This window comes from Ollibium composti (genome assembly GCF_004801285.1).
In the GTDB taxonomy this organism is placed as follows: Bacteria; Pseudomonadota; Alphaproteobacteria; order Rhizobiales; family Rhizobiaceae; genus Mesorhizobium; species Mesorhizobium composti.
Genome location: NZ_SSNY01000010.1, coordinates 194001 through 209164, shown reverse-complemented (window position 1 = coordinate 209164; position 15164 = coordinate 194001). Strand labels below are relative to the sequence as shown.

The window sequence follows — 15164 nt, the reverse complement described above, 5'->3', positions numbered from 1 at the left end:
GCTCCCCTGCGGTTGTGGCCGGAGGGTGTACGGGCGACTTCGCCAAGCCTCGAACCGGATGGCCATCCGGTTCGAGGCTCAGTCGCTTTCCTCGCACAAATCCTGCCTGCGTGCAGATACAAGGGTGGCCCGAAGGGCCGGGAGGGGTCGTCGCGGCAGTGCTCCGGCGCTATTAGCGTCGGTGTGGTTGAGGTGACCCCTCCGGCCTCGCTTCGCTCGGCACCCTCCCCTCAAGGGGGAGGGAGAGACCGTGATCCCTTTTTGTTCCATTTTCCGCTTGGCCTTTGATCCGCCCCGCGCTACCTGTGTCGCGTGACCGCCGAGCCGCGCCCGACCGACGTCAATGAAGCCGCCTATCTGCCAGAACCGTTCGTCAAATGGTTCGCGGCCAAGGGCTGGGCACCGCGCGCCCACCAGCTCGACCTTTTGGCGCGGACCGAGGCCGGCCAATCGACGCTGCTGATCGCGCCCACCGGCGCGGGCAAGACGCTGGCCGGCTTCCTGCCTTCGCTGACGGAACTGGCCATGCGCGGCAGGCGCAAGCCCGGCGAACCGAGGCGCGGCGTGCACACGCTCTACATTTCGCCGCTGAAGGCGCTCGCCGTCGATATCGAGCGCAACCTCGGCAAGCCGGTCGAGGAGATGGGCCTGCCCATCGCCATAGAGACACGCACCGGCGACACGCCCGCCCACAAGCGCCAGCGGCAGAAACTGGCGCCCCCGGACATCCTGCTGACGACGCCCGAGCAGCTTGCGCTGCTGATCGCCGGCGGTGACGCCAAGCGCTTCTTCGAGGATCTGAGCGTCGTCGTCTTCGACGAGTTGCATTCGCTGGTCACTTCCAAGCGCGGGCACCTGCTGTCTCTGGGACTGGCGCGGCTGCGCAGCCTCAAGCCGGATTTGCGCGCGATCGGGCTTTCCGCGACGGTGGCCGAACCGGACGAGTTGCGACGATGGCTGGTCGGGCAGAACCCACCTTCTTGGGCAGCGACCCCCACCCCTAATCCCTCCCCGCAAGGGGGAGGGAAAGCTGCCGCGCCCTCTCAAGCCATCATCAAGACGAAAATCTCCTCCCCGCGTGGAGAGATCTCGGACGGGGGCGTGTCGCAGACAGAATCCCCCTCCCCCTTGCGGGGAGGGGTTAGGGGTGGGGGTAGCGAGCGGCCCGCCCATGAAAGTCGGCCGCTTACCCCAATGGCCGGTCTCGTCACCGTCGCCGGCGGCGCCAAGCCCGATATCTCGATCCTCGATTCCGAGCAGCGCGTGCCGTGGGCCGGGCATTCGGCGCGCTATGCGATCCCCGAAATCTACGACCAGATCCGCCGCCATAGGACGACGCTACTGTTCGTCAACACGCGCAGCCAGGCCGAATTGCTGTTCCAGGAGCTGTGGCGGGTGAACGAGGACTCGCTGCCGATCGCGTTGCACCACGGCTCGCTCGACGTCGGCCAGCGGCGCCGCGTCGAGAAGGCGATGGCCGACAATGCCTTGCGCGCCATCGTCGCCACCTCGACGCTCGACCTCGGCATCGACTGGGGCGACGTCGATCTCGTCGTCCATGTCGGCGCGCCGAAGGGAGCGAGCCGGCTGGCGCAGCGCATCGGCCGCGCCAACCACCGCATGGACGAGCCGTCCAAGGCGATCCTCATCCCCGCCAACCGCTTCGAGGTGCTGGAGTGCCGCGCAGCCCTCGACGCCAACTATCTCGGCGCGCAGGACACGCCGCCGCTCTTGGCAGGTTCTCTCGACGTGCTCGCCCAGCATGTGCTCGGCACCGCCTGCGCCGCCCCCTTCGATGCGGACCAGCTTTTTGCCGAGGTGACGGGCGCGGCCCCCTATGCCGGGCTTGACCGCACCACCTTCGACCGCGTCGTCGATTTCGTCGCCACCGGCGGCTATGCGCTGAAAAGCTACGAGCGCTACGCCCGTATCCGCAGGACGAAGGAGGGGCTGTGGCGCGTCACCCATCCGCGCGTCGCCCAGCAATACCGGCTGAACGTCGGCACCATCGTCGAGATGCCGGAACTCAACGTGCGCTATGTGCGCTCGGGCAGGGTGGCCGGCTATGGCGGCAGGGTGCTGGGCAAGGTCGAGGAATATTTCGCCGAGACGCTGCGCCCCGGCGACAATTTCCTCTTCGCCGGCAAGGTGCTGCGCTTCGAGGGCATTCGCGAGAACGAGTGCGTCGTCTCCTCGGGCGGTTCGTCGGCGCAGATCATCGTGCCGTCCTATGCCGGCGGAAAGTTCCCGCTGTCGACCTATCTGGCCGACCAGGTACGCGGCATGCTGGCCGATCCCGAGCGCTGGCAGGCGCTGCCGGAGCAGGTGGCCGATTGGCTGCGACTGCAAAAGGAAAAGTCGATGCTGCCCAAGCGCGGCGACCTTCTGGTCGAGACCTTTCCGCGCGCCGATCGCCATTTCATGGTCTGCTACCCGTTCGAGGGAAGGCTGGCGCACCAGACGCTCGGCATGCTTCTGACGCGCCGGCTGGAACGGGCGGGCGCCCGCCCGCTCGGCTTCGTCGCCACCGACTATTCTCTCGCCGTGTGGGCGCTGGACGACATGGGCGCGCTGTTTTCGGCAGGAAAGCCGTCGCTGGGGCAACTGTTCGACGAGGACATGCTGGGCGACGACCTCGAGGAATGGCTGAACGACTCGTGGATGCTGAAGCGCATGTTCCGCAATTGCGCCGTCATCTCCGGCCTGATCGAGAAGAAGTTCCCGGGACAGGAAAAGACCGGCCGACAGGTCACCGTCTCGGCCGACCTGATCTACGACGTGCTGCGCAGCCATGAGCCGGACCATGTCTTGTTGCAGGCGACGCGCGCCGACGCCTCCGCCGGCCTGCTCGATGTCGGCAGGCTGGCCGACATGCTCTCGCGCATCCGCAGTCGAATCGTGCATAAGAAACTGGAGCAGATTTCGCCGCTGGCGGTGCCGGTGATGCTGGAGATCGGCCGGGAATCGGTGAACGGCGGGGCGAACGAGAGTTTGCTGATGGAGGCTTCCGACCTGATCGCCGAGGCAATGGGCGAGGCCGGCGAGGCGCCGGCGCGTAACGGGCCGGTGGTGACGCTGCATGGCACCGCGCCGAAAGCCGGCCATGCCGAGCGAAAGAGGGTTGGAACCGCCGACTATGGCCGCCGCAGCGTGAGATCGAAATGACCGCAGTCCACCGCGCCAATGCCATCGCTGCCGCCGGCCTTGTCGGCCTCGCCGGCGAATGTGCGGTCTGCGATCCGCGCGGCGTGCTCTATTTTCCCGATTTCGGCCTGCTCGCCGTCTCCGACCTGCACCTGGAGAAAGGTTCCGCGATCGCCCGCCGCGGTGCGCTGATCCCGCCTTACGACACGGTGGCGACGCTGGCGCGGCTGGCCGAGGTGGTGTCCGACTACCAGCCGCGCACCGTCGTCAGCCTCGGCGATTCCTTCCACGACGGCTGGGGGGCGGAGCGGCTGCCGCTGCCGTTCCGCCAGCGGCTGGAGGTTTTGATGACCGGCCGTGACTGGTTCTGGGTGACCGGCAACCACGATCCGGACGCGCCGGCCGACCTGCCGGGTGAGACGGTGCGGGAACTCGCATTCGGCTCGCTGATCCTGCGCCACGAGCCTTCGGGCACCTATGTCGAGGGCGAGGTTGCCGGCCACCTGCACCCGTGCGCCCGCATCGTCCAGCGCGGCCGCTCGGTCAGGCGCCGCTGCTTCGCCGGTGACGGCTCGCGCATGATCATGCCGGCCTTCGGTGCCTATACCGGCTCGCTCAACGTGCTCGACCGCGCCTATCGCGGCCTGTTCAGGCACGAGACGCTGATGGCCTACATGCTGGGCACCGACCGCGTCTTCGCCATGCCGGGCTCGATGCTCAGGCCGGGGTGATGCCCGCTCAATCCTTGCGGAAGACGATGCGGCCCATCCAGCCCGTCAGCATCGCCAGCGACACAGACAGGAAGCCGTAGAAGAAGCCGTGGTTGTGGGCGAGGCGGAAGACGGCCTGCTCGAAGCCGGATTTGCGGATTTCGAGCTGCGCCGAGCTTTCCTTCACGAACACGCCGTTCTTGAACAGGAAGGCGCGCGCCTTGTGCGTGCCCACCGGCACGTCCGGCGCCAGCCTGACCGTGGCGCGGAACAGGTTCTGCGACAGGAAGCGCACGCCGCCGACATTCTCGCTGTAGAGGCCGGTCGCCGTCTTGCGCTGGCGCAGCGCCTTGGTGAATTCGGCGATGGTCGTCGGTGGCGCCTCGGGGTCGCCCGGCTGCATGTAGATGTTGTTGGAGCCGAGCGAGAGTTGCTTGTAGCTGTCGGGCTGGGTGATGTCCTGGAAAGGACGCGTCGAGGCCACCGAATAGGAGACCGGAACGTTCTCGAACTGCTCGGATTCCAGATTGATCCAGACGCCGAGCACGCGGTCCTTGCGCCGCACGACGACCGGCCGCGCTGGCCCCTCCAGCACGACGACCACATCGTAGCGGCCTTGCCGGGCGATCTGCGGGTCGGCGTCCTCGAGCGCGCCGAAGATGGTGAGATCGGCGCCCGAAAATCCGGCGGTGATGGAAACGGCGTCCGTCGACAGGCCGATCTGGATGCCCTCCTCGTGCGGCGTCTGGGCGCGCGCGGCCGGGATCGCCGTCGCCAGCGCCAGCACAGCCAAGAGAGCAAGCCTTGCCGGACGCATCAGCCCATCCCCGGCACGGAAAGGGAGTAGAGGTTCGGCGGCGTGGCGAACAGGTCGACCGCCAGCCTCAGCGCCACTGCCAGCACCAGCAGCGCCAACAGCGCGCGCAGCTGCTCGCCGCGCAGCCGCTGGCCTGCCTTGACGCCGTATTGGGCACCGGCGACGCCGCCCACCATCAACAGGAAGGCCAACATCACGTCCACCGTCTGGTTGGTGCTGGCATGCACCAGCGTCGTGTAGGCGGAGGTGAAGATGATCTGGAACAGCGAGGTGCCGATGACGACGTTGGTCGGCACGCGCAGCAGGTAGATCAGCGCCGGCACCATGATGAAGCCGCCGCCGACGCCCATGATCGAGGACAGGAAGCCGATCGCCACGCCGAGCCCGATCACAGGGATGACGCTGACGAACAGTTTTGAGGCGCGGAAGCGCATCTTCAGCGGCAGGCGGTGGATCCAGTTGTGCTGGCCGGATTTCTTCAGCGTCGGCGCCGTGCCCGAGCGCGTCGCGCGCAGCGCGTTGACGCTTTCGTAGAGCATCAGCCCGCCGACCGTGCCGAGCATGACGACGTAGAGCAGCGAGATGAACAGGTCGAGTTGCCCGAGCGAGCGCAGCAGCGCGAATACCCATATGCCGAAGGTCGAGCCGACGACGCCGCCGGCAAGCAGCACCCCTCCCAGCTTGAAGTCCAACGTGCCGCGCTTCATGTGCGAGAGCGCGCCGGAGAAGGAGGAGGCGATGACCTGGTTGGCGCCGGTGGCCACCGCGATCGCCGGCGGGATGTTGTAGAAGATCAGCAGCGGCGTGATGAGGAAGCCGCCGCCGACGCCGAACATGCCCGACAGGAAGCCGACCGCGGCGCCCATGGCGAGCAGCACGAGAATATTGACGGAAATTTCCGCGATCGGGAGATAGATGCCCACCCGTCCGTCTCGACCAGTTTACCCTCGGGCCGGTAAAGCCCAGCCCGGTATAACACCGAAAAGCTAATCTGTTCTTGCGCCGGCAGCGCGGCGGGGCAAATCCCGCCGCGCTGCCGAAACGAAAACCATCTCAACCGTTTAACAGGCGAAACTATGGCCGGGCGTCACGTCAGCGACGCCGTCCGCCTCATTTGCGCGCCAGAAGCGCCTTCACCAGCTTTTCGTCGACCGTGCCGGTCGCTTCCAGCCCGCTGTCTTTCTGGAAGGCCATGATCGCCTTCTTGGTCCGCTCGCCCATGACGCCGTCGGTGCCGCCGGCGTCGTAGCCGTTCTTGTTGAGGATCTTCTGGATGTTCTGCACCGCCTTCTTCATGTCGATGCTGGCGGTGGTGGTGGGAACGTCCTGCCAGGCGTCGGGGATATCGACGGTGTTGGCGGCCGGGTCGAGCGGCTTGGCCTTCCACAGTTCGACGGCGGCGCGTGCCTTTTCCAGCTGTTCGGGACGCAGCGCGTTGGCGATCTCGTCGCGCTTGGCGGCGGCGTCCTTGTCGCCGGTCTTGGCGACCAGCGCGAACCACTTGTAGGAGGCCTCCAGGTCCTGCTTCATGCCGACGCCCTTGGCCGCCAGGATGCCGAGGTTGAACTGGCTGTCCTTGACGCCGAGGTCGGCCGCCTCCTGGAACCAGTGCGTGGCCGACTGGTTGTCGGTGGTTCCGTCGGCCGCCATGGCGTAGAGCACCGCAAGGTTGTGCATGGCGCTGGCGTTGCCCTGCTCGGCGGCGAGCTGGTACCAGGTCTTCGACTTGGCGATGTCGCGCGCAACGCCGGTGCCCTTCTCGTAGAAATTGCCGATGCGGTACTCGGCCGGCGCAAAACCGAGGTCGGCCGCCTTCTGGTACCATTTGGCCGCCTCGGCCATGTCTTCCTTGACGCCGCGCGCCTCGGCGTAGCGCGAGCCGATCTCGAACAGCGCCTTGGGATCGCCCTTGGCGGCAGCCTCGCGCAGCGCCGGCGGGTTGATGCCGGCCGGCACTTCGATGGCGGCGTCGGCAACCGGAGCGGCGGGCGCGACAGCGCTGGTGGTTTCGCCGACGCTCGCGACCTCGGTCTGCTGGGGCGGTGCGACCGGCGCGGCTTCGGCCGGTGCCGCCGATGCGGCCTGTGCATCGCCGGCGGGAACGGCGTTGCTCGCCTTCGCGGCGGCTTCCGCCGTGGCCATATCGTCCTGTTCCGCGATCTGGCTCTGCCCGTCGGTGTCGACCGCCGCGTTCTGCTGCGGCTTCGCATCCGGCTCCTTGTCGACCACGCGAACCGGTGCGGTCTCGTCGGAGTTCGTCACCGAAGCGGCGGCGTTGCTTGCCGGAGCGGAAGGGGTAACCGGCGCGGTCGCGGCCGACGTGTCGGCAGCCATCGCGACGCGGCTGTCTGCGATCCGCGCCGGCTCGTTGGCTGCGGTCTGATGCGGATCGGACAGGAAGGCCTTGCCGAGTTGCAGGCCGGCCAGCGCCAGCATGATCGCGGCCGCCGCCATCAGGATCGGCTTGCGCCGCGCCTTGATGAGATCGCCGATGCGCAGCGCCTTGACCGGTCCGGTCACCGTGGACTGGCGCTTGAGCGCCTCGGCTTCGGCTGCTGCCGCTTGGGCGGCGCGGCGGGCGGCGGCGATGAAATCGGCCTTGGCGACGTCGCCTTCGCCGCCCCTGGCCGGCTGGCCGCGTTCGTCGCGCACCCGCTTCATGATGGCGTTGAGGTCGGGCGCGCCCGAACCGGGTTCGAGCGGCCGGTTGATCAGCTTGGGCTCCAGCGGCTCGTCGATGTCGACGGCAGGCGCTTCGGCCGTGGCACCGGCGGCGGGTGCCGCTTCGGCCTGCTCGCTCTGCCGGCGCAGCTTGAAGGCGCGCGCAAGGCCACCGAGCCGCGACTTGCGGTCGCCGCCCTGTTCCACGGTTTCGGAGCCGAGTGCTGCGCGCGCCGCATCGGCCGCGGCTTCGGCCGGGGTGCGGACCATCGGCTCCTTGCCGGCCGGGATGCCCGGTGCGTCCAGGTCGCCGGCCAGCGGCAACGCTTCGCTGATGTCGAGCGCCGGCGCCTCGCGCACGGCGATCTTGGCGCGGGCAGGTTCGGCGACGGGCTCGGCAGCAGGTGCGCTGGGGCCGCCTTCCAGTGAGCCCAGCCGGTCGACGATCTTCAGCAGCGTGTCGTGGATCGCCTCGAAGGTCTTGGTGTTGCGCTCGTCGGAACGGCGCGTCAGCCCCTCCAGCGTCTTGAGGTCGTTAGCCAGGCCGGCGACGGCCGCGGTCTCGGGACCTGCCCCGGCCAGCGTGCGCACGGCGTTTTCCGCCGCTTCGCGCGCGGCTTCCAGGATCGAATCGCGGCTGGACGTCAGGCTCTTCTCGATCCGGTCGATGCGCGGCGCGATATCCTCGAACACCGGCAGCGGCGTTCCCGGCTGCGACAGGTGCGCCGAAAGGCCGGAAACCTGCGCCTCCAGCGAGCGGATCAGCTCGGGGTCGACGGCGGCGACCTGCGCGGCCGAGGAATCCAGCCGGTTCGAGATCGCTTCCAGCCGGCTTTCCAGCGCGCGGATGGCCGCCTGGCCGCCGGCGTCGGGAGCGCTCGTCTCCAGCCGCTTGGCCAGCGCCGTGAAGCGGGCGTCGATCGCTTCCATGATGCCGCTCGCCTCGAAGGCGGCTTCCGGCGAGCGCCGGTCCAGTTGCTCGGCGACCTCGTTGAGGCGGCGTTCGAGATCGTGGAAAAGCAGGTTGCCGTGCTCGATGGCCTCGCCCTGGCGGCGCTCGATCATGTCGGACAGCACGTCGAAGCGCTGTTCGATGCCGCGGAAGAGCGCGTCGGCCTGCGGCAGGGCAGGGGCGTGCTCGATACGCTGGGCGATGTCGGCGATCTGCGCGCCGAGCCGCTCCATCGCATGGTCGGGCAGCGTGGCGCGGGCGGCGAGGTCGTCGACGCGGCTGGACAGCGTATTCAGCCGGTCCATCATCTCGTTGCCGGGACGGTCCGCCGCGACCTCTTCGATCTGCTGGGCGAGCGATTCGATGCGCCGCTCGATGCGCTCGAACGAGGCGGGGTCGAAGGCGGCCGATTGCGCCGCCACGGTGGAGGCGACGATGGCGCGCGAAATCTCGTCCAGCCGCTCGTCGATCAGGCCGAAGGTGTCGTTGTGGCTGCCCTGCTGGTTGACGAAGTGGTCGACCGCGCCGGCCAGCGTGCGCACCTTCTCCTCCAGCGAACGCAGCGACAGCGATTCGGGCAGGTTGGAGACGGCCGAGCCGATCTGCTCCAGCCGCTCGCTCAGCGCCGCTATGCCGGCATCGCCCCGTTCGGTGAGCCCGCCGTCTCCGAGTCGGTTTTCGAAAGCGCTCCAGCGGCGGTCGAAGTCGTCCCAGCGGCGGTCCAGCCCGCGCACACTTTCCTCGCGCGCCAGCGTGTCGAGCGCCGATTTCACCTGTTCCAATTCCAGCCGCAGCAGATTGACGTTCTTGTCGTCGCTCCTTTCGGCGAGCGTCTGGATGGCGCCGGACAGCCGCTCGAACTCCAGTCCGAGCTCGGCGCTGCCCTTGGCGGCCGGCGTGGCGCGGAAGGAGCGCTCGATTTCCTGGCGCAGGGCCTGGAATTCGCGATGAACGCCGACCGACATCTGCTGGCGCAGTTCCTCGCGAAGGCCGCGCAGTTCTCCGGCGATCCTGCTGGCGGCGGCGACGCCGTCCTCCTGGTCGCGCATGCGGTCGATATCGCGGGCAAGCGCATGATAGGCCTGATCCGCGCCGCCGGGCCGGCGCGGCGGCTGATAGGAGCGCTGTTCCTCACGGCGCGGCATTTCGGGTGCGGCCCGCTCGCCGTAGGGATAGGCGTGGCCGTAGCGCGGATCGCCGGCCCCGCGCGCGTCCTGACGGGGTGCCTCGAGCCGCTGCCCGAGGGCCTCCAGCGACCGGTTGAGTTCTTCCAGCGTGCTGTGCGGCCTGCGCTGCCTGCCGGCATTGAGGGTATCGAGATAGGACCGCTTGCTGTTCATCGAAACGCCCGTTTCCGAAATGGCCGGACCGATCCGGCTTTTCCTTCCCTGTCGGGGGACCGCAGCGGCAAGACCTGGCGGAAGCGCGCTTCCGGGTTTGGCCCCGCTCCGAGAAACCGTGAACAATTCGATACAGGATAAACACGGATGACCGACATGCGCACGTTTCGCCCAACGTGGTAAACAAGCCGTTAACCAAGCTTAAGAAGCTTTGGCGATTGTTCGCAAAGAGGGGGCTTGCAACGGGCGCATAGCCGGTTTGCGCGAAACGCTGTTGCTTTTGCCGCATTGCACCATTATACCCTTACGTAAACGTAAGAAGTGTGCGGTTCGCACGCCGCTTGCGCGTTTTTTGTTGAAACCGACCGGAAGCCAACGCCCCGACCGCTTCCATCAGGCGCTGCCGGCTCAACCGCCGCGACGCCCCACCGGGGAAAGTCTAGATCCATGACCCTGACGACGACCGGCCAGACCATGGCCAACATCAACAATGCACCCAAGGATATCGCCGAGGATTTCGTGCGCATCGGCGAGATGGCCAAGACGTTCGGCGTGACGCTGCGCACGCTGCGTTTCTATGAGGACAAGGGCCTTCTCAGCCCCAAGCGCGACGGCGCCACACGTCTCTACACCCGCCGCGACCGTGCGCGGCTGAAGCTGATCCTGCTCGGCCGCAAGGTCGGTTTCTCGCTGCGCGAGGTCAAGCAGATCATCGACCTCTACGATCCGGCCGGCTCGAATGCCCGCCAGCTTCGCCTTGCGCTCGACAAGTCGGAAAAGCAGCTCGTGCGGCTGAACAAGCAGCGCGCGCTGATCGACGACGCCATCGGCGAGTTGACGACGATGATGGGCACGGTTCGCCAGCTGCTGTCGGAGCGCCTTCCGACGCAATCCAGCGCAACCAACTGAGCAGACCTCTCCGCCGATCGCCGACTGAAGTGGGGCCCGGTTTCGGGACAAAGACATGCGTAAATCAAGTCTCTAAGGCGTGCGGAGCGAATCTGAAAGATCGCGACGCGTTTTAGAGCGTCGGCAGCGTTTTCGGCTCTCGCCGATCCCGCCTCGTGATAGCCTGCTGCCCGGAAGGGCGGCGGGCTTTTTTCTTTGGCGCCAGGTCGCGTCAAAAACGCGCGCGATCTAAAATTGACGTTTACGCAAACGTCAATTTTTGCTATGCGCCTTTCGATATCGGTTCGCGCGGTCGATCAGGGCGGTGCGGACCTTCCATGCTGGGCGGAGGACAAGTCATGCCGATCTATCAGGCCCCGGTGCGCGACACGCTGTTCGTGCTGAACGAAGTGCTCGGCATCGAGCGTCATTCCAACCTGCCGGGCTTCGCCGACGCCACGCCGGACATGATCGAGGCCATCCTCACCGAGGGCGCCAGGCTGGCCGAGGAAGTCATCCAGCCGACCAACCGCGCCGGCGACCTCGAGGGCTGCACCCGCCACGACGACGGCTCGGTGACGACGCCGAAGGGCTTCAAGGAAGCCTATAGGCAATATTGCGAGGGCGGCTGGATGGGGCTGGCGGTGCCGGAAGAGCATGGCGGCCAGGGCCTGCCCTATGTGCTCCACAACGCCGTCGGCGAATATGTGGCGGCCGCCAACATGGCGCTCTTGATGTATCCGGGCCTGACCCAGGGCGCCATCGCCGCCATCATCGCCCACGGCTCCGACGAGCAGAAGAAGCTCTTCCTGCCGAAGATGGTGGATGGTTCGTGGACCGGCACCATGAACCTGACCGAGCCGCATTGCGGCACCGATCTCGGTCTGTTGCGCACGAAGGCGGTGCCGAACGGCGACGGCACCTATAAAATTTCCGGCCAGAAGATATTCATCTCGGCCGGCGAGCACGACATGGCCGACAACATCGTCCATCTGGTGCTGGCCCGCATCGAGGGCGCGCCGGAAGGCACCAAGGGCATCTCGCTGTTCATCGTGCCGAAGTTCAAGCTCGACAGGGAAGGCAAGCCGGGCGCCCGCAACGCCGTCTCCTGCGGCTCCATCGAGGAGAAGATGGGCATCCACGGCAACGCCACCTGTGTCATGAACTACGACGAGGCGGAGGGCGTTCTGCTGGGTGCCGAGAACGGCGGCCTCAAGGCCATGTTCGTGATGATGAACGAGGCGCGCCTCGGCGTTGGCCTGCAAGGCCTGTCGCAGTCTGTCGTTGCCAGCCAGAACGCCGTCGCCTACGCCAAAGAACGTTTGCAGGGCCGCTCGCTGACCGGCCCGAAGGCGCCGGACAAGAAGGCTGACCCGATCATCGTCCACCCCGACATCCGTCGCATCCTGATGACGATGAAGGCGTGGAACGAGGCCGGCCGCGCCTTCATGCTGTGGACGGCGCTGAAGTCCGACATCGCCCATCGCTCGCCCGACGCAAAGGACGCCGAGGCGGCCGACGATATGCTCGGCCTGATGACGCCGGTGCTGAAGGGCGTCTTGACCGACAAGGGCTTCGAGCACGCCGCGATGGCCCAGCAGGTCTTCGGCGGCCACGGCTACATCGAAGAGAACGGCATGAGCCAGTTCGTGCGCGATGCCCGCATCGCCATGATCTACGAGGGCGCCAACGGCATCCAGGCGCTCGACCTCGTCGGCCGCAAGCTGGCGATGAACGGCGGCCGCGCCATCCAGGCCTTCTTCAAGGAGGTCGGCGATTTCTGCGAGGAAAACCGTTCCGACGAGAAGATGGCGCCCTTCACCAAGGCGCTGAAGAAGGGGCTGAACGATTTGCAGGCCGCTTCGTTGTGGCTGATGCAGAACGGCATGAAGAACCCCGACAATGCAGGTGCCGCCTCGACCGACTACATGCACCTCACCGGCCTCGTCGTGCTCGGCTATATGTGGAGCCTGATGGCAAAGACCGCGCAGGCGGCATTGGCCGGCGCCGGCGACGGGGCTTCCTTCTACGAGAACAAGCTCACGACGGCGCGCTACTTCATGGAGCGCGAGATGCCGGGTACCGCGGCCCACCTCGCCCGCCTCTCGTCGGGCGCCGATAGCATGATGGCGCTGCCGGCGGAGGCGTTCTAGGATCGGATAGCTGCCAGTATCGGAGGTCGCCTTATGACCAATCCCGCCGAAGTGCTCGGACTGCCGAAACCTGCATGGATCACCGAAGACGTCGCCATGCTCTACGACATGGTGCATCGCTTCCTGGTCGACGAGATCGCGCCGCACTACGACGATTACGAGAAGAACGAGATCGTCGACCGTTCCGCTTGGGAAAAGGCCGGTGCAGCCGGGCTGCTGTGCGCCTCCATGCCCGAAGAGTATGGCGGTGCCGGCGGTACGTTCGCGCATGAAAGCGCCATCATCGAAGCGATCGGCCATGTCGGCGTCGACGGTTTCGGCATCGGCCTGCACAACGCGATCGTCGCGCCTTACATCCTCCACTACGGCTCGGAGGAGCAGAAGAAGAAGTGGCTGCCGAGGATGGCGAGCGGCGAGCTGATCGGCGCCATCGCCATGACCGAGCCCGGTGCCGGCTCCGACCTTCAGGGCGTCAAGACGCGTGCCGAGAAGGTCGGCAACCAGTACCGCATCAACGGCTCGAAAACCTTCATCACCAACGGCCAGAACGCCAACCTGATCGTCACCGTCACCAAGACCGATCCGGCCAAGGGCGCCAAGGGCACCTCGCTGATCGTCGTCGAGACGGACGAGGTGGACGGCTTCGAGCGCGGCCGCAACCTCGACAAGATCGGGTTGAAGGCCAACGACACCTCAGAACTGTTCTTCAACGACGTTGCCGTGCCGACCGCCAACCTGCTCGGCGCCGAGGAGGGGCAGGGTTTTATCCAGCTCATGCAGCAACTGCCGCAGGAGCGGCTGATGATCGGCACCACGGCCATCGCCATGGCCGAACGCGCTCTGGCCGCCACCATCGACTACGTCAAGGAACGGCAGGCTTTCGGCCAGAAGATCATCGATTTCCAGAACACCCAGTTCAAGCTGGCCGAACTGAAGACCGAGATAAGCATCGGCCGCACCTTCTACAACGACTGCGTGGCGCGCCATCTCGCCGGCGGGCTCGACCCGGCTACCGCCTCGATGGCGAAATACTGGCTGTCGGATTTGCAGGGCAGGGTGGTCGACGAATGCCTGCAACTGTTCGGCGGCTATGGCTATATGAATGAATATCCGATCGCCCGCATGTACCGCGACGCCCGCGTCCAGCGCATCTACGGCGGCACCAACGAGATCATGAAATTGCTGATCGCGCGCTCGCTCTGACGCGACCAGCTATCCGAGGAGACGAAGAATGGCCGAGGCTTATATCTACGACGCCGTGCGCACGCCGCGCGGCAGGGGCAAGAAGGACGGGGCGCTGCACGAAGTGCCGGCGGTGCGCCTGGCTGCGAAGACGCTGGAAGCCGTGCGCGACCGCAACGGCCTCGATACGTCAACCGTCGACGACATCATCTTCGGCTGCGTCGATCCGGTCGGCGAGGCCGGCGCGGTCATCCCGCGCGCCGCAGCCTTCGAGGCCGGCTATGACGACAAGGCGCCGGGCATGCAGATTTCGCGCTTCTGCGCCTCGGGCCTCGACGCCGTCAATTTCGGCGCCGCCAAGATCGCGCAGGGCGCCGACGACATCGTTATCGCCGGCGGCGTTGAATCGATGAGCCGCGTCGGTATGGGTGCCGCCGGTGGCGCTTGGTTCATGGACCCCTCGGTCGGCCTGCCGGGCTGGTTCGTGCCGCAGGGCATCTCGGCCGACCTGATCGCCACCAAATACGGATTCTCGCGCGACGATGTCGACGCCTATGCGGTGGAGAGCCAGAAGCGCGCCGCGCATGCCTGGGAAAAGGGTTGGTTCAAGAATTCCGTCATCCCGATCAAGGACCAGAACGGGCTGGTGATCCTCGACCATGACGAGCATATGCGACCGACCACCGACATGCAGTCGCTGGCCGCGCTCAACCCCTCCTTCGTCATGCCCGGCGAAATGGGCGGCTTCGACGCGGTCGCGGTGCAGAAGCATCCCGAGATCGAGGAGGTGAACCACGTCCACCACGCCGGCAATTCCTCCGGCATCGTCGACGGTGCGGCCGCCGTGCTGCTCGGCTCGAAAAAGGCCGGCAAGGCGATGGGGCTGAAGCCGCGCGCCCGCATCCGCGCCTTCGCCAACATCGGTTCGGAGCCGGTGCTGATGCTGACCGGCCCGGTGGACGTGACGGAAAAGCTGCTCAAGCGCGCGAAGATGAAGACCTCCGACATCGACCTGTTCGAGCTGAACGAGGCCTTCGCGTCGGTCGTGCTGCGCTACATGCAGGCTTTCGAGATCCCGCACGACAAGATCAACGTCAACGGCGGGGCGATTGCCATGGGCCACCCGCTCGGCGCCACCGGCGCGATGATCCTGGGCACCGTGCTGGACGAGCTTGAACGGCGCGACCTCAACACCGCGCTGGTGACGCTGTGCATCGGCGCCGGCATGGGCACCGCAACGATCATCGAGCGGGTGTAGCGCCCTTCTTCCTTCTCCCCGTTCACGGGGAGAAGGTGGCCCGAAGGGCCGGATGAGGG

General features: G+C 66.7%; 8 protein-coding genes and 1 pseudogene. 6 read left to right on the top strand and 3 right to left on the bottom strand.

Annotated elements, in window-relative coordinates; genetic code table 11:
* Nucleotides 1-312: 312 nt before the first annotated feature.
* Together E6C48_RS17340 and pdeM are read left to right on the top strand one after the other, a co-directional pair.
* Nucleotides 313-3033 (top strand): annotated as a pseudogene (locus E6C48_RS17340) (ligase-associated DNA damage response DEXH box helicase); the annotation flags it as partial.
* Between the two features lie 128 nt (nt 3034-3161).
* Nucleotides 3162-3875: a ligase-associated DNA damage response endonuclease PdeM gene (gene pdeM / locus E6C48_RS17335; RefSeq protein WP_136359423.1), complete on the top strand. Its 714-nt coding sequence runs from the start codon at nt 3162-3164 to the stop codon at nt 3873-3875.
* A 7-nt stretch (nt 3876-3882) separates the two neighbouring features.
* Here the strand turns inward: pdeM and E6C48_RS17330 are convergent, their stop codons facing one another.
* The 3 genes from E6C48_RS17330 to E6C48_RS17320 all read right to left on the bottom strand — a co-directional run bounded on the left by E6C48_RS17330 (nt 3883) and on the right by E6C48_RS17320 (nt 9624).
* On the bottom strand, nt 3883-4671 hold the full coding sequence (locus tag E6C48_RS17330) for a TIGR02186 family protein (RefSeq protein WP_136359422.1): 789 nt from the start codon (nt 4669-4671) through the stop codon (nt 3883-3885).
* Nucleotides 4671-5594 carry a sulfite exporter TauE/SafE family protein gene (locus E6C48_RS17325; protein ID WP_136359421.1) on the bottom strand — a complete coding sequence of 308 codons (924 nt, stop codon included), beginning with the start codon at nt 5592-5594 and terminating at the stop codon, nt 4671-4673. Before E6C48_RS17325 ends, E6C48_RS17330 begins: the two co-directional genes overlap by 1 nt.
* Before the next feature lie 187 nt (nt 5595-5781).
* Nucleotides 5782-9624, bottom strand: a complete 3843-nt coding sequence (locus E6C48_RS17320) for an SEL1-like repeat protein (RefSeq protein ID WP_136359420.1) — start codon at nt 9622-9624, stop codon at nt 5782-5784.
* A 447-nt stretch (nt 9625-10071) separates the two neighbouring features.
* On the opposite strand from E6C48_RS17320, the gene E6C48_RS17315 reads away from it, so the two are divergent.
* The 4 genes from E6C48_RS17315 (at nt 10072) to E6C48_RS17300 (ending at nt 15105) form a co-directional block, all read left to right on the top strand.
* A complete protein-coding gene (locus tag E6C48_RS17315; protein ID WP_136359419.1) occupies nt 10072-10533 on the top strand; it encodes a MerR family transcriptional regulator in 462 nt (153 codons plus the stop codon).
* A gap of 338 nt (nt 10534-10871) precedes the next feature.
* Nucleotides 10872-12665 (top strand): acyl-CoA dehydrogenase C-terminal domain-containing protein, encoded by a 1794-nt coding sequence (locus E6C48_RS17310; protein WP_136359418.1) that lies wholly within the window; start codon nt 10872-10874, stop codon nt 12663-12665.
* Between the two features lie 33 nt (nt 12666-12698).
* Nucleotides 12699-13868: an acyl-CoA dehydrogenase family protein gene (locus E6C48_RS17305; RefSeq protein ID WP_136359417.1), complete on the top strand. Its 1170-nt coding sequence runs from the start codon at nt 12699-12701 to the stop codon at nt 13866-13868.
* Nucleotides 13869-13896: 28 nt separating this feature from the next.
* Entirely contained in the window at nt 13897-15105 is a 1209-nt protein-coding gene (locus E6C48_RS17300; RefSeq protein ID WP_136359416.1) for an acetyl-CoA C-acetyltransferase, read from the top strand.
* The last annotated feature ends 59 nt before the right edge of the window (nt 15106-15164 follow it).

Excerpts from the sequence above, each read along its gene's own strand:
- pdeM (WP_136359423.1), top strand. The coding sequence starts at position 3,162 with ATGACCGCAGTCCACCGCGCCAATGCCATCGCTGCCGCCGGCCTTGTC.
- E6C48_RS17330 (WP_136359422.1), bottom strand. The coding sequence starts at position 4,671 with ATGCGTCCGGCAAGGCTTGCTCTCTTGGCTGTGCTGGCGCTGGCGACG.
- E6C48_RS17320 (WP_136359420.1), bottom strand. The coding sequence starts at position 9,624 with ATGAACAGCAAGCGGTCCTATCTCGATACCCTCAATGCCGGCAGGCAG.
- E6C48_RS17315 (WP_136359419.1), top strand. The coding sequence starts at position 10,072 with ATGACCCTGACGACGACCGGCCAGACCATGGCCAACATCAACAATGCA.
- E6C48_RS17310 (WP_136359418.1), top strand. The coding sequence starts at position 10,872 with ATGCCGATCTATCAGGCCCCGGTGCGCGACACGCTGTTCGTGCTGAAC.
- E6C48_RS17305 (WP_136359417.1), top strand. The coding sequence starts at position 12,699 with ATGACCAATCCCGCCGAAGTGCTCGGACTGCCGAAACCTGCATGGATC.
- E6C48_RS17300 (WP_136359416.1), top strand. The coding sequence starts at position 13,897 with ATGGCCGAGGCTTATATCTACGACGCCGTGCGCACGCCGCGCGGCAGG.